At 60.8% G+C, this 19,579-nt stretch carries 18 protein-coding genes; 7 read left to right on the top strand and 11 right to left on the bottom strand.

All coding sequences use genetic code 11. The features are described 5' to 3' along the window. Positions 1–58: 58 nt before the first annotated feature. Positions 59–937 (top strand): aldo/keto reductase family oxidoreductase, encoded by an 879-nt coding sequence (locus AC1DNK_RS15380; protein ID WP_477941970.1) that lies wholly within the window; start codon positions 59–61, stop codon positions 935–937. Between the two features lie 60 nt (positions 938–997). On the opposite strand, the gene AC1DNK_RS15385 is transcribed toward AC1DNK_RS15380, so the two are convergent. The 5 genes from AC1DNK_RS15385 to AC1DNK_RS15405 all read right to left on the bottom strand — a co-directional run bounded on the left by AC1DNK_RS15385 (position 998) and on the right by AC1DNK_RS15405 (position 6,601). Next, a complete protein-coding gene (locus AC1DNK_RS15385) occupies positions 998–2,356 on the bottom strand; it encodes an esterase-like activity of phytase family protein (protein ID WP_477941972.1) in 1,359 nt (452 codons plus the stop codon). A 45-nt stretch (positions 2,357–2,401) separates the two neighbouring features. Continuing rightward, positions 2,402–3,475, bottom strand: coding sequence for an adenylate/guanylate cyclase domain-containing protein (locus tag AC1DNK_RS15390; RefSeq protein WP_477941974.1), 1,074 nt, complete (start codon positions 3,473–3,475; stop codon positions 2,402–2,404). A 77-nt stretch (positions 3,476–3,552) separates the two neighbouring features. Then, positions 3,553–4,698, bottom strand: coding sequence for a ribonuclease D (gene rnd / locus AC1DNK_RS15395; RefSeq protein WP_477941975.1), 1,146 nt, complete (start codon positions 4,696–4,698; stop codon positions 3,553–3,555). Between the two features lie 99 nt (positions 4,699–4,797). Continuing rightward, positions 4,798–4,923, bottom strand: a complete 126-nt coding sequence (locus tag AC1DNK_RS15400; protein ID WP_310298238.1) for a hypothetical protein — start codon at positions 4,921–4,923, stop codon at positions 4,798–4,800. Positions 4,924–5,209: 286 nt separating this feature from the next. Beyond that, positions 5,210–6,601, bottom strand: coding sequence for a multicopper oxidase family protein (locus tag AC1DNK_RS15405; protein ID WP_477941977.1), 1,392 nt, complete (start codon positions 6,599–6,601; stop codon positions 5,210–5,212). A 242-nt stretch (positions 6,602–6,843) separates the two neighbouring features. Between AC1DNK_RS15405 and aspS the strand changes: the two genes are divergently transcribed. Further along, positions 6,844–8,634: an aspartate--tRNA ligase gene (gene aspS, locus AC1DNK_RS15410; RefSeq protein ID WP_477941979.1), complete on the top strand. Its 1,791-nt coding sequence runs from the start codon at positions 6,844–6,846 to the stop codon at positions 8,632–8,634. Positions 8,635–8,772: 138 nt separating this feature from the next. Here the strand turns inward: aspS and AC1DNK_RS15415 are convergent, their stop codons facing one another. Continuing rightward, entirely contained in the window at positions 8,773–9,960 is a 1,188-nt protein-coding gene (locus AC1DNK_RS15415) for a hypothetical protein (protein WP_477941981.1), read from the bottom strand. 217 nt (positions 9,961–10,177) lie between these two features. Here AC1DNK_RS15415 and parC point away from each other — a divergent pair, with 217 nt between their 5' ends. Continuing rightward, a complete protein-coding gene (gene parC, locus AC1DNK_RS15420) occupies positions 10,178–12,436 on the top strand; it encodes a DNA topoisomerase IV subunit A (RefSeq protein WP_477941983.1) in 2,259 nt (752 codons plus the stop codon). A 161-nt stretch (positions 12,437–12,597) separates the two neighbouring features. Further along, positions 12,598–13,053: an SRPBCC family protein gene (locus AC1DNK_RS15425; RefSeq protein ID WP_477941985.1), complete on the top strand. Its 456-nt coding sequence runs from the start codon at positions 12,598–12,600 to the stop codon at positions 13,051–13,053. On the opposite strand, the gene AC1DNK_RS15430 is transcribed toward AC1DNK_RS15425, so the two are convergent. From AC1DNK_RS15430 to hemB, 5 genes are all read right to left on the bottom strand, one after another. Then, positions 13,042–13,431, bottom strand: coding sequence for a type II toxin-antitoxin system death-on-curing family toxin (locus tag AC1DNK_RS15430; RefSeq protein ID WP_477941987.1), 390 nt, complete (start codon positions 13,429–13,431; stop codon positions 13,042–13,044). The two genes, AC1DNK_RS15425 and AC1DNK_RS15430, sit on opposite strands and share 12 nt — an antisense overlap. Continuing rightward, on the bottom strand, positions 13,431–13,652 hold the full coding sequence (locus AC1DNK_RS15435) for an AbrB/MazE/SpoVT family DNA-binding domain-containing protein (RefSeq protein WP_112517335.1): 222 nt from the start codon (positions 13,650–13,652) through the stop codon (positions 13,431–13,433). The genes AC1DNK_RS15430 and AC1DNK_RS15435 overlap by 1 nt, the downstream gene beginning before the upstream one ends. 115 nt (positions 13,653–13,767) lie before the next feature. Next, complete coding sequence (locus tag AC1DNK_RS15440; protein ID WP_310298257.1) at positions 13,768–14,544, bottom strand: arginyltransferase; 777 nt, start codon at positions 14,542–14,544, stop codon at positions 13,768–13,770. A gap of 167 nt (positions 14,545–14,711) precedes the next feature. Beyond that, positions 14,712–15,170, bottom strand: coding sequence for an RDD family protein (locus tag AC1DNK_RS15445; RefSeq protein WP_477941990.1), 459 nt, complete (start codon positions 15,168–15,170; stop codon positions 14,712–14,714). Positions 15,171–15,240: 70 nt separating this feature from the next. Beyond that, positions 15,241–16,254, bottom strand: coding sequence for a porphobilinogen synthase (hemB, locus tag AC1DNK_RS15450; RefSeq protein WP_477941992.1), 1,014 nt, complete (start codon positions 16,252–16,254; stop codon positions 15,241–15,243). A 132-nt stretch (positions 16,255–16,386) separates the two neighbouring features. Between hemB and AC1DNK_RS15455 the strand changes: the two genes are divergently transcribed. From AC1DNK_RS15455 to AC1DNK_RS15465, 3 genes are all read left to right on the top strand, one after another. After that, entirely contained in the window at positions 16,387–16,824 is a 438-nt protein-coding gene (locus AC1DNK_RS15455; protein ID WP_477942188.1) for a DUF6163 family protein, read from the top strand. 130 nt (positions 16,825–16,954) lie between these two features. Next, positions 16,955–17,470, top strand: coding sequence for a transcriptional regulator LdtR (ldtR, locus tag AC1DNK_RS15460; RefSeq protein WP_112389587.1), 516 nt, complete (start codon positions 16,955–16,957; stop codon positions 17,468–17,470). Positions 17,471–17,926: 456 nt separating this feature from the next. Beyond that, positions 17,927–19,234: a L,D-transpeptidase family protein gene (locus tag AC1DNK_RS15465; protein ID WP_112389589.1), complete on the top strand. Its 1,308-nt coding sequence runs from the start codon at positions 17,927–17,929 to the stop codon at positions 19,232–19,234. Positions 19,235–19,579: the final 345 nt, after the last annotated feature.

Raw genomic sequence — 19,579 nt, forward strand, 5'->3', positions numbered from 1 at the left:
CGGTTATCGCTTTGGTCCGCTTGCCCTATCTCTCGTGTTATTCAAACGGAGATAGACCATGTCCAATCTTGAAAAGTCCGGCACATACGCTCTTGGCCACCGCAAGGTGAAGCGGCTCGGCTACGGCGCCATGCAGCTCGCAGGCAAGGGCGTTTTCGGCCCGCCGAAGGATCGCGCCGAGGCGGTTGCCGTGTTGCGCGAAGCCGTCGAAAGCGGCGTCGATCACATCGATACCAGCGATTTCTATGGCCCTCACGTCACCAACCAGATCATCAAGGAAGCCTTGCATCCGTATCGGGACGATCTCGTCATCGTCACCAAGATCGGCGCGACTCGCGGCGCCGATGCCTCGTGGAACCCAGCCTTCTCGAAAGAAGCGCTGACGCAGGCGGTCCACGACAATCTGAAGAACCTTGGTCGCGATGTCATCGAAGTGGTCAACCTTCGTGCGATGTTCGACGTTCACGGTCCGGCGGAAGGCTCGCTGGAGGAACCGCTGACCGTTCTGGCCGATCTACAGCGCCAAGGCCTCGTCAAGCATGTCGGCCTATCCAACGTGACAGCCAGGCAGATTGCCGACGGCCGGAAGATCACCGAGATCGTCTGCGTTCAGAACCAGTATAATCTCGCCCATCGTGAAGACGATGCGCTGATAGCGCAGCTGGCCGCGGAGGGCACGGCCTATGTGCCGTTCTTCCCGCTCGGCGGCTTCTCGCCGCTGCAGTCGTCGACGCTTTCGGAGGTCGCCGTCGAACTCGGCGCAACGCCGTTGCAGGTGGCGCTCGCATGGTTGCTGCAGCGATCGCCGAACATCCTGCTGATCCCCGGCACATCGTCGCGCAGCCATCTCCGCGAAAACCTTGCGGCCGCCGATATCGTTCTGCCCGCCGAGGCTGTGACGAAGCTCGACGGCATCGGAGCTCCCAAGGGCGTATAATCCATAAAATAAGGGCGCCCGGCTTTCACCAGGCGCTCTCGTTGCATCCGGAAAACCGAATTACTTCGCGTTCAGGAACTCGCCCACTTCGAGCAGGCTGAATTCGTTATTGTCAGCCTTGTCGACGGCGCGACCGGCCGAGAAGGGCAGGTTGTTGTCGTTGCCGATGATGATATGCGTGGCGTCGACGCGATCGACATTCTCGATCGTCACGAACGGCATGTCGTAGACGCCGTCCTTGCTGCCGGCCTTCTTCTTGTTGTCGGGGTCCTTGATATTAAGCAGATCGATATAGCCGATCTTGCGGACCGCCTTGCCAACATTGGCGTCGTTGAACTCGATCTTGTAAACGCGCTTCAGCTCTGCAGGAGCCTCGAAGCAATCCGGCTTCGGCTGCTTCGGATCGGCGCAGGCCTTGTCCTTGGTGCCCGCGCCGTTGTCGCGCTCGATGACCAGAGCGGTCGTCTCGTCCAGCATGTTGAAGTCGCCGATCGACGCGCCCTTGTCTTCGAACGGGTAGAACCAGCTGCGGCCGGTCCACTTCTTCGAGGCGGCGTCGAATTCGATGACGCGGATCGCGGTATGGCCATCGACCGTTTCCATCTTGCTGTCGTCCTGGAAGAGCGCGCCTTCGAGCAGGCCGTAGAGCTTGGCTCCATCCTTCGACATGGCGAGGCCTTCGAAGCCGCCGGAGCGCTTTAGGTTGAAGACCGGGTTCTTGCCGACAGGTGTACCCGGCAGCTGGATCAGCGCGTTGTCAGGCGAGATCACCGGCTTGCCATCGACAACAGTCGGGATGACCTCCGTTAGTGCGCCCTTGGCATCGAATTTCAGGAGATAGGGACCGAACTCGTCGCCGACCCAGAAATCGTCGGCAACCGGCTGCACGGATTCGATGTCGAAGTCGGCGCCGGTCAGATAACGGGTGTCCGAACCTTCCATGACGATCGGGAAGGGGGCGATCTTGTTCGGATCGGAAAGGAAGAGGTTCTTGACGACCTCGGCTTTGTTGGAGGCCCAGTCGAACTTCATCTGATGCAGGAAGAGCATCGAGTCGGACGAGGTGAACTTGGAGCCGAAGCCGTTGTCGGACAGCGTCCAGAAGGTGCCGTCGGCCATCGTCTTGATACCGGAGAAGCCTTGGATCGGCTGGCCGTCGAACGGCAGCTTGAGGTCGGTGACGCGGGCGCCATCCTTGCCCGGAACGGTGCCGAGCGCTTCGGTGCGCTTACGGTCAACAGTCGTGAATTTGCCGGAATGCTTCAGGAATTCGGGCGCATCGGCAGGAGCGGGCGTCATCGTGTTCGCAGGCAGGATCGCCTGGCCTGCGAGCGTGGCAGTAAATTCCTGCTGATCGGCCGAAGCGGACGTGGCAATCAGAAGCAGTAGGGAAACGGAAGCGAAAAGAGCTTTTTTCATGGAGACCCCCAAAAAATGAAGTGGCGGTCCCGATTAGCAGCCGATCTATGTCGCCGCGTTGACTGTTGAGTGAAGCTTTGGTGACTGCGCCGAAAGCGGGATGGCCTGCGCCAGCGCCATGACGCCGAGGCCTTGGCCGCGGCCTTTGAGGGCATGCACGCCGAGATCCTCGGCATTGACGAAATCCGGCAGCGTCATCCGGCCGGCAAGTTCGCTGGAGATGAGGATCGGCCGGTTCAGCGCCTTGCAGAGCGACTCCAGCCGCGACGTGGTGTTCACAGTGTCGCCGAAATAGGTGATCTTGTGATGATCGACGCCGATCTCGGCGGTGATGACGAAGCCGCCATGCAGGGCGGCGCGCAACCGCGGAACTTGCCCGTAGCGCTTCAGCCAGCCCTCCGCTTCGTCTTCGATAGCGTTCAGGATATCGAAGACGCAACGCACGCAGCGGCCGTTCTTCATGCCGCGGGCAAGCGGCCAGGTGATGATCGCCGCATCGCCGACATAATCATCGATCGTGCCCCGGTTGCGCCGAACGGGCTCTGCAAAGGCGGCAAACAGCGAGTTCAGCATCTGCTGGGCGCGCAGGTCGCCGTGCTTCTCGGCAAAGGGCGTCGAATCCACCAGGTCGATGAACAGGAAGATGCGCTCTTCGCTGACCGGGTTGCGGTAGCGGCCGGTCAGCATCGCAAGGAAGACGTCGCGGCCGAGCAGTTCGCGGACGCGTACGACGAAGATGACCGCGGCGCAGACGACGAGCGCATACATGAAGACGTTGAACGGCAGAACGATCGCCTCGACCCAGGATGTCGATGGGATGGCGCCGATGCCGCGCAGGAAAAGCCCGGCAACGGCAAAGCCGACGCTCATCAGGATTTCATAGATGAACAGCTGCGCCAGAAAATAGGTCAGCGTCGGCAGCCGCTGGATGCGGCGTGAAAGACCGCGAAGGATCGCGTTGCGCTCGAAGGCCAGGATCGGCATGCCGATAAACAGCGCGAAGGTTGCCCCGATGAACGGCCTGCTGTCGCCATAGAACAGCACGTCGTAGAGAACGCCGCTGCCGGCCATGACAATCGAAAGCAGGAGCCAGTTCTGTACCGGTGATATTTCTCGCATCAGCGCTATCGCCTTGATTTGCCGTATAGTGTCCGGCCATGTAGGCGGCCGGTCAAGGCATTTCAAAGGCAAGCCCCTCAGAGAGCGACCGTATCCACCTTCCGGCCGGCAAAACGCAGCGCGATCTCGCCCTTGATCAGCTGCAGCGCAGGCTCGCCGAACAGTTCGCGGCGCCAGCCATGCAGAGCAGAGACCTCAGCCTTCTCGCCTTCGGCAGCGATCTTGTCGAGATCTTCGCTATTGGCGATGACCTTCGGCGCGACGCCATGCTTTTCGGAGATCAGCTTCAGCAGGACTTTGAGCAGCTCGACGGCAGCCGCGGCGCCTTCCGGCGCCTGGGTGTGGCGCGGCACATGCGGCATGTCGGCCTTCGGCAGCGCCAGCGCCTCGTTGACGGCTTCGAGGACAGCGGCGCCGGACGAGGAGCGCTCCCAGCCCTTCGGGATGGTCCGCAGGCGGCCGAGTGCTTCGGTGTCCTTGGGCTGCTGCTGGGCGATTTCGTAAATGGCATCGTCCTTCAATACGCGCGAGCGCGGCACATTGCGGGCGCGGGCCTCGCGCTCGCGCCAGGCGGCGACATATTTCAGGATCGCCAGTTCCTGTGGCTTGCGCAGGCGCATCTTCAGGCGTTGCCAGGCATCGTCAGGATGCATGTCGTAGGTTTCACGCGCCTCGAGCACATCCATCTCTTCCGAAAGCCAGGACGAGCGGCCTTCGCGCTCCAGTTCGTCCTTCAGATAGAGATAGGCGTCGCGCAGATGCGTAACGTCGGCCAGCGCATAATCCAGCTGCTTTTCGGAGAGCGGGCGGCGGCTCCAGTCCGTGAAGCGCGAGGACTTGTCGATCTGCACGCCCTTGGTGCGGCTGACGAGCTGGTCGTAGGAAACGCTGTCGCCGAAGCCGCAGACCATGGCTGCAACCTGCGTGTCGAAGATCGGATGCGGGATCAGCCCGCCGCGATTGAAGATGATTTCGATATCCTGCCGGGCGGCGTGAAAAACCTTCAGCACCTTGGTGTCGGCCATCAGCTCGAAGAACGGCGCAAGATCGATGCCTTTGGCCAACGGATCGACGATGACTTCGGTCGTCGGGCTCGCCATTTGGATCAGGCAGAGCTCCGGCCAGAAGGTCGTTTCACGCAGAAACTCGGTGTCGATCGTGATGAAGTCGGACTTGGCCAGCTCTTTGCAGGCGGCCGCCAATTCGGCGGTTGTTTCGATCATATCAATTCATTCACAAGGAAAAAGGACGTTTAACCTTCCTTCTCCTTTCGAAGTGATATGTCAATACGTTGAAGGCGCTGCTTGCCATACGGATGTGGGCTATTCGCCGGGATGAGGCTTCTCGTTGTGCTTGCGATCGCCTCTGGTCGCGAGGAACACGGTCAAGCCGAGCACAAGGCCACCTACCGGCACGATCAACATATTCAGAAATTGATCAATGGTCATGGCGAAAGGCCTTTCAGAGTTCTCCGTGCAAGGAAATGTAGTGCGCCGGAAGCTCCCAAGCAAATCACGACTACGAGGCTGCCTACGGATATCAAACTGCTGGTGTTATTCAGACTAGCGATTGCGGGTGCAAATGAGCCAACGGCGAAAACCGCGATCGCAACGCCATTAATGTAAGTAGCGGTCAGTTTGGTCCGCTCATTGTGGACAAGGCTCATGGTGCAGACTGTTCCAATATGCATGTCACGCACTTTTATACAATCTAAGCGTTCATTACGCAATCACCTCAAGCAACCCTGACGTAGCTCGTCATCCCCGTCTTCTGATGCTCGATGATATGGCAATGGAGCAGCCAGTCGCCCGGATTGTCGGCGACGAAGGCGAGCTGCACCTTCTCGTCGGGCTGGATCAGATAGGTGTCGGAGACGACGGGCATCACCTCGCGCGTCGAGGAGGAGATCACCTTGAAGCTCATGCCGTGCAGATGGATCGGGTGCAGGTGAGGGGTGACGTTTTCGAGCTGGAAGATATAGCTCTTGCCCAGCTTGAGTTCGGCGAGCGGCGCCGTCGGATCCGGCGTGTCGCCGGGCCACGGAACCTTGTTGATCGCCCAGAAACTGTAGCCGAGCGTTCCGCAGATGCTGTCGGCAGGCGCATTTTCTGCCGTGGCGCTGAGCAGCAGCGGGATCTTCTCGGCGGACGAGAGATCAGCATCCGGCACTGGATTGGCAGCAAGCGCCCCAAGATCCCCGGAATTCCGCTTCAGCGATTGCCCTGTGGCGCGCAGGCTCGCAAGCGTCTTCGGGTTCGTGCCGCGAATATCCTCGAGCGTGGCGATGCCACCTTCGCCGTCAGGCATGCGAACCGCGAGATCCAGCCGCTGGCCGGGGCCGACCTGCAGCAGTTCGAGCGGAAAACGCTTCGGCACCGGATTGCCGTCGATGGCGATCACGGTGGCTTCCGCGCCCTCCATCTTCAGCGAATAGATGCGGGTGACGTCAGTGACGGCGATGCGCAGGCGCACGAGACCGCCTGACGGAGCATCATATTGCGGCTCCTGGTGCCAGTTGGCGGTGCGCACCGTGCCGTAGGTGCCGGTCTTGGCCGCATCGCGCGGCCGGAACGGGGCAATGAACTGCCCGTCGCCGCCAAGCCGCCAGTCGCGCAGATTGAGCACCACTTCGGCGTCGAAGACCGGATCAGCCGGATCCTCGACGACGATGACGCCGGTCATCCCATGGCCCATCTGGGTCAGCGTGTTGCAATGCGGGTGATACCAGAAGGTCCCGGCATCCGGCGGCGTGAAGTTGTAGTCGAAGCTGTCGTTGGTATAGACATAAGGCTGGGTCATGAACGGCACGCCGTCCATCCGGTTGTCGATCCGCAGGCCGTGCCAGTGGATCGTCGTCGGCTCGTCGAGCGTGTTCGTCAGCTTCGCCGCATAGGGCTTGCCGCGCGCCATGCGCAGCACCGGCGGCATGCCCTGGTCGCCCCAGGTCATGATGTCCTTTGTCGGCCCGAACTCCGTCAGCGCCGCCTGCGTCTTCACTGCCTTCAGCACCTGCGGCTCGGGCGCTGCCTCGGCAAAACCGAATTTGCCGGCGACCCCGATCCCGACGCCATAGGCGCCGGCGACTGCGGAAGCTTTGAGAAGGTTGCGGCGGGTGAGGAGAGGCATGGAACGCTCCGGCGGCAGGGATGCGCCATCTTTAAAGTTGACTGGCGGTTTCATCAATAAGCAAGTGCCAGCCAAACTGCCGCAGCCGCCTCCGCAATAAACCGGCGTCTAACCGGCGCGAATGTCCGCTAAGCCTTGACAAATCAGACCGTCCATGCGCTTTTCCGCCCGATTTTCTTGTCGGCGCTTGAGGGTGGAATTTGCCCTTGCAGCCGTCTCAGCAGATACCGGGAATTGAGATTATGCATCGCTACCGCAGCCACACCTGTGCCGCCCTCCGCAAGTCGGACGTCGGCTCGACCGTCCGGATTTCCGGCTGGGTTCACCGCGTTCGTGACCATGGCGGCGTGCTCTTCATCGACCTTCGCGATCACTACGGCATCACCCAGGTCGTCGCCGATCCGGATAGCCCGGCTTTCAAGACCGCCGAAGTCGTGCGTGGCGAGTGGGTCATCCGCATCGATGGTCTCGTGAAGGCCCGTACGGAAGACACCGTCAACAAGACCATGGCGACCGGCGAGATCGAACTTTACGCCCAGGAGATCGAAGTCCTGGCGATTGCCAAGGAACTGCCGCTCCCGGTCTTCGGCGAGCCTGATTATCCTGAAGACGTTCGCCTCAAGTACCGCTTCCTCGACCTGCGCCGCGATACGCTGCACAAGAACATCGTCAAGCGCACGCAGATCATCTCCGATATCCGCAACCGCATGGCATCGGCCGGCTTCGGCGAATACACGACGCCGATCCTGACGGCTTCGTCGCCTGAAGGCGCGCGCGACTTCCTCGTCCCGAGCCGCATCCATCCCGGCCAGTTCTTCGCCCTGCCGCAGGCGCCGCAGCAGTACAAGCAGCTGCTGATGGTTGCCGGTTTCGACCGCTACTTCCAGATCGCGCCGTGCTTCCGTGACGAAGATCCGCGTGCCGACCGTCTGCCGGGCGAATTCTACCAGCTCGACGTCGAAATGAGCTTCGTCACCCAGGAAGACGTCTGGGATACGATGGCTCCGATCGTCACCAACGTGTTCGAGCAGTTTGCCGAAGGCAAGCCGGTCACCAAGGAATGGCCGCGCATCCCCTACGACGTCGCGATCCGTAAATACGGCTCCGACAAGCCGGACCTGCGCAACCCGATCGAGATGCAGGCCGTCACCGAACATTTCGACGGCTCCGGCTTCAAGGTTTTCGCCGGCATGATCGCGGCAAACCCGAAGGTCGAAGTCTGGGCGATCCCGGCCAAGACCGGCGGTTCGCGCGCATTCTGCGACCGCATGAACGCCTGGGCACAGTCGCTGGGACAGCCGGGCCTCGGCTACATCTTCTGGAAGGAAGAGGACGGCAAGGTCGGCGGTTCCGGCCCGCTCGCCAAGAATATCGGCGAAGAGCGCACCGAAGCGCTCCGTGTTCAGCTCGGCCTTGAAGCGGGCGACGCTGCCTTCTTCGTCGCTGGCGAACCTGCCAAGTTCTACAAGTTCGCAGGCGAAGCCCGCACCAAGGCGGGTGAAGACCTGAACCTCGTCGATCGCGACCGCTTCGAGCTGTGCTGGATCATCGACTTCCCGTTCTACGAATGGAGCGAGGAAGACAAGAAGGTCGACTTCGCGCACAACCCCTTCTCGATGCCGCAGGGCGGCCTCGAGGCGCTGCAGACCAAGGAGCCGCTGTCGCTCAAGGCCTACCAGTACGACGCCGTCTGCAACGGCTTCGAAATCGCTTCGGGCTCGATCCGTAACCAGTCTCCGGAAGCCATGGTCAAGGCCTTCGAACTGGTTGGCCTCAGCCAGACGGATGTCGAAGAGCGCTTCGGCGGCATGTATCGCGCCTTCCAGTACGGCGCGCCTCCGCATGGCGGCTGCGCATTCGGCATCGACCGTATCGTCATGCTGCTGCTCGGTGCCAAGAACCTCCGCGAGATCACGCTGTTCCCGATGAACCAGCAGGCCCAGGATCTGCTGATGAACGCGCCGTCGCCGGCAACACCGAAGCAGCTGATGGAACTGTCGCTGCGCGTCATGCCGCAGCCGAAAAAGGACTAAGCCTAGCTCCTTCACTCATTTCAAAGAGCCGCCTTCGTCACGCGAAGGCGGCTCTTTCTTTTTGAGGTTCCGGCGGCAAAGAAAAACCCGGCCGTTGAACGGCCGGGTCATCAGAAAACAGGTCGGATATGCCTGATCTTACTGGTTCGCGTTGATCTTCACGCCGAGGACATTCGGCAGCGTGTTCGGAGCGCCCATGGCAGCCCCCATGATCGTCGGGAACGGCACGGCCTGGGCCGGTGCTGCGCTGACGACGAAGCTTTTCGGGTCGTCGAGATAGGTGTTCACGGCAGCCGAGATGGCGTTCTGCAGTTCGGGAACGTTGAGCTGCGCAACGGCGAGCGGTGCCATGGCCTTCAGCGCGTCGCCCATCTGCTTGCCGGTCATGTTCTGCTTGGAACCGGCATAGTCGAGCGCACGCTTGGTGATCGAGGCGTCGTCGAAGCGGATTTCGGCGCTGTTGAAGGACAGCTGCTGCAGCAGGCCAAGCATGGCAAGGCCGAGAGCCTGCTGGGCTTCTTCCTTGTTCGGGTTGGCTTCGGAGGCCTTGGCGGCTTCCTGCAGCGACTTCATGAAGGCGGGCGTGTAGCCTGAAATCTTGAAGGCGAGGTTCAGGCGGCCGACATTGGTGACGTCGAAGGCGAATTCGGAAATGTCGATCGTGCCGGGAGCCAGATCCCAGGCGCCCTTCATGGTGATGTCGCCATTGACATGCTCGAGCGCGAGCTTCTCGATCGCTTCCTTCGACTGCGGGTCCGGAGCGTTGCTGAGATCGGCCTTCATGCTCTTGAAGGCGCCGTCGAAGTCGAAGCCGGACTCGTCTTCGCGAACCGTCAGGTTCATGTCGGTCTCGGCCAGCGAGAACACGTCCTTGCCGTCCTTGGTGACCTTGAACGGGCCGGTATGCGCCGTTTCATAGAGCAGCATGGAATCGATGCCGTCGCCCGTCGCATCGGCCGGGATCGAAATGCCGCCGAGCTTCATGTCGCTGGCGCTGACCGTCGCGCCGTCTTCGGTGACGTTGATGTCGGGGAAGGTGGCTTCTTCGATATAGTAGCCGCCGTCTTCGTCTTCTTCGACACCTGTCAGCTTGATGTCGCCGATCTTCAGCGCTTCGCCGGCGGCAGGCTTGAAGCCGGCATTCTTCAGCGTCACCGTCGTGTCGTTGACATCGACGCCATCGGCAACGATCGTGCCGCCCTGCGCGATATAGGCAGCGTTCAGCTTCTTCAGCAGATCCTGGCCGTCGAGCGCGAAAGCGTTTGAGGTGAGCGACAGGAGTGCCGCGCCGGAAAGCATAAGCCGGGTGGTCCGGTAAAATGTCATGACGAAATCCTCTGGTGGCGGTTGGGGCTAGTCTATTGCGGGGTCGAGGCGCGTTATATTTGTGCGAACTCTAAATTTTAGTTGATACGCAAAGCAAACGAAGTCCAAATGACGTGGCGATGCTTGATGGCCACATGATGTCATTCTGGCACGTCATCCACAGGCGCAAGCCCCCCGATTCCTTGCCGTGGAGAGCCTTCTAGGCTAGGCAAGGCCTATGGGACAAGAGATTTTGCCGCCTTCCGGCGGAGACGACGACAGCATTCTTCCGGTTGACCTGAAGGCCGCGCTCGAAGAGCGTTACTTGGCCTATGCGCTGTCGACCATCATGCACCGCGCTCTTCCGGATGTGCGCGACGGCCTGAAGCCGGTGCACCGGCGCATCATCCACGCGATGAGCGAGATGGGCATCCGCCCCAACGCCGCCTTCAAGAAATGCGCCCGTATCGTCGGTGACGTCATCGGTAAGTTCCACCCGCATGGCGACCAGTCGGTCTACGATGCACTGGTGCGCCTGGCACAGGATTTCTCGCAACGCTATCCGCTGGTAGACGGGCAGGGGAACTTCGGCAATATCGACGGCGACAATGCGGCTGCCTATCGTTACACCGAAGCCCGCATGACCGAGGTCACCGCGCTGCTGCTCGACGGTATCGAGCAGGACGCCGTCGATTTCCGCCTGACCTATAACGAGGAAGACGAGGAACCGACGGTTCTGCCGGGCTCCTTCCCGAACCTGCTCGCCAACGGCTCTTCCGGTATCGCCGTCGGCATGGCGACGTCCATTCCCTCGCACAACGCCCATGAGCTCTGCGACGCAGCACTACATCTGATCAAGCATCCGGATGCCACGGTCGAGACGCTGGTGGAATCCTTCATTCCCGGCCCCGACTTCCCGACCGGCGGCATCATCATCGATAGCCGCGCCAGCATCATCGAGGCCTATAAGACCGGCCGTGGCGGCTTCCGCACCCGCGCCAAGTGGGAGACCGAGGATCTCGGCCGCGGCGGCTACCAGATCGTCGTCACCGAAATCCCGTTCCAGGTTCAGAAGTCGCGCCTGATCGAAAAGATCGCCGAGCTCTTGATCGCCCGCAAGCTGCCGCTTCTCGAAGATATCCGCGACGAGTCGGCCGAAGACGTGCGCGTTGTCCTGGTGCCGAAGAACCGCACCGTCGATCCGACGATCCTGATGGAATCGATGTTCAAGTTGACGGAGCTCGAAAGCCGCTTCCCGCTGAACATGAACGTGCTGTCGATGGGCCGCGTTCCGCGCGTCATGGCGCTGAACGAAGTGCTGAAGGAATGGCTGGATCACCGCCGCGACGTGCTGCAGCGCCGCTCGCGCTTCCGCCTTGCCGCCATCGAACGGCGCATTGAAATCCTCGGCGGTCTGTTGATCGCCTACCTGAATATCGACGAAGTCATTCGCATCATCCGCGAGGAAGACGAGCCGAAGCCGGTGATGATCGCCCGTTGGGACCTGACGGACAATCAGGTTGAGGCGATCCTCAACATGCGGCTGCGCTCGCTGCGCAAGCTCGAGGAATTCGAGATCCGCAAGGAGTTCGACGAACTGACCGCCGAGAAGGCCGGCATCGAAGCGCTACTCGCCTCCGACGAGAAGCAGTGGCAGACGGTTGCCTGGGAAATCGGCGAGGTGAAGAAGAAATTCGCCAAGGCGACCGAGCTCGGCCGCCGCCGCACCCAGTTCGCCGATGCGCCTGAGGCCGATGAAGACGCCATCCAGCAGGCGATGATCGAGAAGGAACCGATCACCGTCGTCGTCTCCGAAAAGGGCTGGATCCGCGCTCTGAAAGGCCATATCTCCGATACCGCGTCGCTGACCTTCAAGGAAGGCGATGCGCTGAAGGTCGCATTCCCGGCGCAGACGACCGACAAGATCCTGATCGTCACCACCGGCGGCAAGGCCTTCACGCTGGGCGGCGACAAGCTGCCGGGCGGCCGCGGTCATGGCGAACCGCTGCGCATCATGATCGACATGGACAACGATCAGGACGTGCTGACTGCCTTCGTCCACGATCCCGCCCGCAAACAGCTGATCGTCTCGACGGCCGGCAACGGCTTCGTCGTCGCTGAGAGCGAGATGGCTGCCAATACCCGCAAGGGCAAGCAGATCATGAACGTCTCGATGCCCGACGAGACCAAGCTCCTGGTTCCAGTTAGTGGCGACCACGTGGCCGTCGTCGGCGAGAACCGCAAGCTGCTGGTCTTCCCGCTGGCGCAGATCCCCGAAATGGGCCGAGGCAAGGGCGTGCGCCTGCAGCGCTACAAGGATGGCGGCATCTCCGATGTCCGCTGCTTCGCGATCGATGCGGGCCTCTCCTGGGAAGACAGTGCAGGCCGCATGTTCAACAAGAACAAGGACGAGCTGGCCGAATGGCTGGCCGACCGCGCCACGGCCGGACGCACCGTCCCGAAGGGCTTCCCGCGTAGCGGCAAATTCGCCGGCTGACACCGGTAACATTTTGGCGAGCCGCTCTTGGCGAGCGGTTTGTCTCCTCTATCTCAGTCCTGTCACCAAAAAACTGGGAACGGCTCCATTCCGAAGGCGGACGGAATGGCCCCGCAGAGAACCTGCGGCGTGCATTGGGCCTGTTACACGGAGGAAAATCGATGTCCGCAGAGAAGATCAAACTCACCGTTACGCATACCTATAGAGCGCCGCCGTCGGTGGTCTATGATTCCTGGCTCAACCCGGCGATCGCCAGGCGCTTCCTGTTTGCCACCAATGACGGCCATGTCATCCGCGCCGAAATCGACGCCCATGTCGGCGGCCGCTTCCTCGTCGTCGACCGCCGCCCGACCGGCGATGCCTGCCACAGCGGCATCTTCCTGGAACTGCACCGCCCGAAACGCATGGTTTTCAGCTTCTCCGTCGAAGAACACGACCATTGCACCGACCGCGTCCAGATCGATTTCGAACAGCTGGGCAGCGGCTGCCGCCTGACGCTGACACATGAAATGTGCTCGGAATGGGCCGCCCATGAGGAAAAGACCCGTCAGGGATGGGCGCATGTGATGGAAGGTCTGGAGCGGGAAGTCGACCAGGTCGACCGGCTAGCGAGCTAGCGGCACACTTAAGTCACGGAGGAAGCGGGTGGCGCCGTCTTCCCCCACGTCACCCGCCGCAACGCTCATGACGAACTCATAGAGCCTCGCATCGCTGGTTTCGAGTTCGAAGCCATTCTTCAGAAGGAACACGCCGCAAGCAACGATGGCAATTCTCTTATTGCCATCGAAAAATGCGTGATTTCTGGCCAAGCCGAAAAGATAGGCTGCGGCGAGCTCAATGACGTCTTCGCAACCGTAGTGCGCCTTCTGAAGCGGTCTGGCGATGGCCGATTCCAGCAGACCTTCGTCACGCAGGCCCGCAAGACCGCCGAAGCGCTGGATTTGCATACGGTGAAGCTCTTCGACCGCCTTCCGGCTTAGAAACTTGAACGCCATTACTCGGCAAGCTTCTTCAAGGCGTTTTTGTATTTTTCCATAAAATGACGCGCAGCCTCAAGATCCTCGGAGATATCTTCCGCCACGGGCTCCATAGTCAGACGGCCATTCTCTGCGCGTAACTGCATGGCGTCACCAGCTTTGACACCAAGCCCGTCAAGCATTTCCTTCGGAATGATAATGCCTTCCGAATTGCCGATCTTGCGAATGGTTACGTTCATCATCGAAATCCTCTGTGATAACGACGTTATAACACTTGGTAAGGCAGCCTTCAATCAGGCTTCCATTCCAACGCGCTCAGCCTGACGCGGCGCGTCACCGAGATAGGGGAGTGTCTTAATCCGTGCCGCCCTCGGCAAGCACCGATGGATCGAAACGCTCCCATCCGCGCGGCGTCAGATGTTCCTGTGGCTGGAAGCGGGTCTTGTAATCCATCTTCCGCGATCCCTGGACCCAATAGCCGAGATAGACATGGGGGAGGCCGAGCGCCTTGGTGCGCTTCACATGGTCGAGGATCATGTAGGTACCGAGCGAGCGGCGGTCGTAGTCGGGATTGAAGTAGGAATAGACCATCGACAGCCCGTCACTCATCGTATCCGTCAATGCAGCCGCGATCAGTTCTCCGCGCGGACGGGTCTCGAGGCCGGAGCCTTCCTCCCGCTTGCGGTATTCGATGATGCGGGTGTTGACGTGGGTGTCTTCCACCATGATCGCATAGTCGAGCACGGTCATGTCGGACATGCCGCCCTGCTGGTGGCGGTAGTCGAGATAGCGGCGGAACAGCGAGTATTGCTCGCTGGACGGCTGGGCCGGAAATTCGGTGGCGATCAGATCGCTGTTGTTGCCCATCACCCGCGTCATCGATTTCGTCGGCTGGAACTCCTGCGCCAGGATGCGCACGGAGACGCAGGCGCGGCAGGCTTCGCAGGCCGGGCGGTAGGCGATGTTCTGGGAGCGGCGGAAACCGCCTTGCGTCAGGATGTCGTTCATCTCGGCCGCACGCGGGCCGACCAGATGCGTAAAGACCTTGCGCTCCATCTCCTGCGGCAGATACGGGCATGCAGCCGGTGCCGTCAGATAAAACTGAGGGGATGGCGTGGTCTGCGTATTCATCTGACGCGGATGGTTCCTTCGGTGACCGTCAATCTTGACAGCATGACTTAAGAATAAAAAACGTCAACAGCGCGGCCGGTTTCTCCGCGCTATCATTTTGTCGTAGATATTTGATATGGCGCCCCGAACTGGCACGCAAAGGCCAGCCGGGGACTTTATTTCCGTAATCAGTTGGTGCGCACTGTCACGGTGCCGACCAGGAAGTCGTGAATCATCCGGCTGCGTTCGGTGAAAAGACCGACCAGAAGAATCAGCGGCGTCAGCACCGAGTTCAGGATCCAGAACAGCGCCAGGTGAACGATCGCCGTCAGGAAATCGAGCGGACGTCCGTCGACGCGCATCATCTGGATGCCCATCGCCCGCATGCCGAGCGAGGCCTGCGCCGGGCCGCCGACCGTCAGGCCGAAATAGATGCCTGCCACCAGGACGAAGAGCGCCGGATAGAGGAAGAAGCCGAGGCCGAGCGTCACGATCGACAGGAAGAACAGCACGACCGCTGCCGGAATGCACAGCAGCAGCACGATGATGTAATCCAGGATGAACGCAAAGACCCGCCGGCTGAGCGTCCCGCTATAGGCGCGCCAGTCGTCCGGTGCGGCGTAGGCGGGATTGGGGTTCAGGCTCATCGAGGTCTCCTTTGAAAAACGATGCCACTGATATGGTGTCGGCGGCTGGAGATGCAATGATGCGCGATTTTCAGCCTTTGGCGAGCTTGCGCGCGACCTCGATCGCGAAATAGGTCAGGATCCCGTCGCAGCCGGCGCGTTTGAAGGCGAGCAGCGTCTCCATCATCGCCCGGTCGCCATCGATCCAGCCGTTCGCCGCTGCCGCCTTGATCTGCGAATATTCGCCCGACACCTGATAGGCGAAAGTCGGCAGGCCGAAGGCTTCCTTCATCCGCCAGCAGATGTCGAGATAGGGCAGGCCGGGCTTGACCATCAGCATGTCGGCGCCTTCCTCGACGTCTAGTGCCGCATCGCGGATCGCCTCGGTGCCGTTGGCGGGGTCGATATAATAGGTCTTCTTGTCGCCCTTCAGCAGGCCGCCGGTCGAGATCGCCTCGCGGTAGGGGCCGTAGAAGGCGGAGGCGAATTTCGTCGCATAGCTCATGATGCCGACATTCTGGTGGCCGGCCGCATCCAGCGCGTGGCGGATGGCGCCGATGCGTCCGTCCATCATTTCGGAGGGCGAGATGATGTCGGAACCGGCATCGGCCTGCATCACCGCCGCACGCGCCACCTGATCGACAGTCTCGTCGTTGACGATCTCGCCGTCGCGCAGAATGCCGTCATGGCCGTGGCTGGTGAACGGATCGAGCGCCACATCGGTTATCACGCCGATAGTGGGCACATGCTTCTTCAGCGCGATCGTTGCCTGATTGATCAGATTGTTGACCTCGAGGCTGTTCGAACCGGTGGCGTCGCGCAGCTCCATCTCGATATTCGGGAAGGTGGCGATCGCGGGAACGCCGAGATCGGCCGCTTCCTTGGCGGCTTCCACCAGCTTGTCGACGCTCATCCTGTTGACGCCGGGCATTGCCGGGATCGGCTCGACGATGCCGCTGCCGGGCACGACGAAAACAGGCCAGATCAGGTCGTCCACCGTCAGCCGGTTTTCCTGCACCAAGCGGCGCGTCCAGTCGGCCTTGCGGTTGCGGCGCATGCGGCGGTGTCCGGTAATGTCGTCGACGAGGTGGGTCTTGTCCTGCATTGTCTTGTCCCTGGCCATTCCATTTGCTGGCGCGCTCATTATCATGCCATCTTCGAAATCCAAACCGGACGATTGGCCGCGCCGCCTGATCCCGTCTGGCGAAGTGCAGAAGGCAAACATAAAGTCCGCCCCATGGAAAATGATTCTCCGGCCCTGCCGAAACGCACGCTGACCGACCTGATGTTCATCCTCTTCCTGAGGCTGGTGGCGATCACCTGCTTCTGGTTCGGCTTGCAATATTGGGGAATGCTGGTCGGCTACTCGCTTGTTGGCGCCGGCCGCTTCGATCTGCTCAGCCTGCCCTGGAAGGTTTGCGCCACGACGCTGGCCGTCGTCTTCCCCGTTGCCTCGCTCGGCCTGTGGCTGACGGTGTCCTGGGGACCGGTCGTCTGGGTGCTCGCCGCAGGCCTGCAGGTGCTGATGCACGGCGTCCTGCCGGAGATCTTCGGCTCCAACAAACTCATTGTTTTGACACATGGTTTGGTGGCCCTGATGTACTTGGCTTTCCGCATCGCATTGTGGCTGGAGAAGCGCAGGCAGCGCCGTCAGGTAAGCGTTGATTTACCCTGATACAACGGGAGGTTTCCGGTAAGGTGCTGTTAAGCCTGCAGTTTAAGTAGAATTTTATTTGTATTCGATAGGGTCTGTCTCAAGGCGGGAAGAAAACCAACACCGCCAAACAAACAGTGAGGCAGTCATCATGAACACGAAAATCAAGCCGCAGGCGGTATCGAACTTCCGTGACCAGCAGGACCAGGACATCCGTGATCTTTACATGGAATCCCTTCATCTTGTTGAACGTCTTCACCGCCGTCTTCTGGATGTCATCAAGGACGAGTTCGACCGTCAGGGCCGCAGCGACGTCAACGCCATCCAGGCTCTCCTGCTCTTCAACATCGGCAACTCGGAACTGACCGCCGGCGAGCTGCGCTCGCGCGGTTACTACCTGGGCTCCAACGTTTCCTACAACGTCAAGAAGCTCGTCGACCTCGGCTTCATCAACCACCAGCGCTCGCGCATTGACCGCCGCTCCGTCCGCATCAGCCTGACGGAAACCGGCACCGAGATCGCCGAGACGGTCGCCAAGCTCTACGAACGCCACATCACCTCGATCGATAAGGTCGGCGGCATCGGCACCGACGAATTCACCCAGATGAACAAGCTCCTGCAGCGCCTCGACCGCTTCTGGAACGACTCGATCATGTACCGCCTGTAAGGCTTAAGACCTCCTCCAAGGTCGAAGAAAACCGGATGCGTTCCCTGCGCGTCCGGTTTTGCTCGTTCCCGCCAGCGTGTCATCTTTGCAACGCATCCCACCCAAGCGTAATCGCCTGTATTCAGGCCGTTTTTTAGCCGTTATTAACCAGCACCGTTTACGCATTGATATGGTTTGGTCCGTGCCGTTCACCTGTCTTGAACCTACCGCCGGTAGGTCTTCGAAGGGGCAGGCGACACGAATTGGCCATATTGGTATGGCAGCGGAAAGACGGTAGACGGCGCCCTCAGACAGTATTTCACGCCTTCACGTTTCCGGCTCGCAATCTTGTGATGCCCGGTGGCGGAAACTTTGTGATGCGCCGGAGAACGGAATGATAGTGGTCTGCGTTATCGCGCAGTGACTCGCAAAGCCCGCGGTTTCCTCTCAAGCCTGCGGCATTCATTGGTTGGGACTATGTCGAAGAAAAACGGAATTGAAGCTCTCTCGCGCCGCGCATTTCTGGCCTCCGCGGCCACGTTCGGTGTCAGCGCATTGGCCGCCCCGGCATTGGCGCAGACGGCCGTCGACGCGCTGATCAACGCGCCGCGCCGCGGCGACTGGGACGATCAGTTCGATGCCAAGGCCGCATCGCGCACCGCCAACGCCATTGTTTCCAATACCCCCATCCTCGGTCCCCAATCCGTTTCCAGCATGCAGCAGGCGATCGCCCAGTACCAGCAGATCGCATCTGCCGGCGGCTGGCCGACGGTCAATCCGCCTGCCGACCAGCGCCTGCAGCTCGGCGTCACCGACCAGTCGGTCCAGGCGCTGCGGCAGCGTCTCTTCGCCACTGGTGACCTGCCGCAGGAAGCCGGCATGTCGTCCTCGTTCGACTCTTATGTCGATGGCGCCGTCAAGCGCTTCCAGGCCCGCCACGGCCTGCCGTCCGATGGCGTCATCGGCGAGTTCACGCTGAAGGCGATGAACATTCCGGTCGATGTCCGCCTGCAGCAGCTGAACACCAACCTGATCCGCCTGCAGACCTTCCCGGAAGAGCTCGGCCGCCGTCACGTCATGGTCAATATTCCGGCAGCTTACGTCGAAGCCGTTCAGGATGGCGCCGTAGCCACCCGCCACAATGCGATCGTCGGCCGCCTGAGCCGCCCGACGCATCTCGTCAATTCGAAGATCTACGAGGTCATCCTCAATCCTTACTGGACCGCGCCGCGTTCGATCGTCGAAAAGGACATCGTGCCGCTGATGCGCAAGGACCCGACCTACCTGACGCGCAACAACATTCGCCTGATCGACGGCAAGGGCACCGAAGTCGCGCCTGAGACCATCGACTGGAACGCCGAGAAGGCCCCGAACCTGATGTTCCGTCAGGACCCGGGCAAGATCAACGCCATGGCCTCGACGAAGATCAACTTCTACAACAAGAACGGCGAGTACATGCACGACACGCCGCAGCAGGGCCTGTTCAACAAGCTGATGCGCTTCGAATCCTCCGGCTGCGTGCGCGTCCAGAACGTCCGCGACCTGACGACCTGGCTGCTCGGCGAAACCCCCGGCTGGCCGCGCCAGCAGATGGAACAGGTCATCGCCAGCCGCGTCAACACGCCGATCAAGCTCTCTGAAGAAGTGCCGGTCTATTTCGTCTACATCTCCGCCTGGGGCATGCCCGACGGCGTCGTCCAGTTCCGCGACGACATCTACCAGATGGACGGCAACGCCGAACTGGCGCTGGATACGACGGCAACGACGGAACAGCCGGTTCAGTAAGGGCTGGTGTTTTGAGTTTGTGAAAGGCCGCGCGATTGCGCGGCTTTTTCGTTTGAGGCAACACCCTGCTTCCCTCATCCCTGTGCTTGTCACAGGGATCCAGTGCGCCCAAGTCCTTGGGCGCGGAAGACCCTTTTTTAAGCTAAGAAGTTTCATTCACGGCGCGGACGCGCCGTGGCTGGATTCCTGTGACAGGCACAGGAATGAGGGCCAAAGAGGAGGGCGCACCCTCCCGACATACCGAGACCTTGGCACCGCGCGTAGATTGCCCAGCAAATGTCGTTCTTCGTATTGCTCTGGCGCAAACGGAAGGCTAAAGCTGCGGCCATTCAAGTTGAGGAGCCC

This window comes from Rhizobium sp. 01N424 (genome assembly GCF_056399485.1).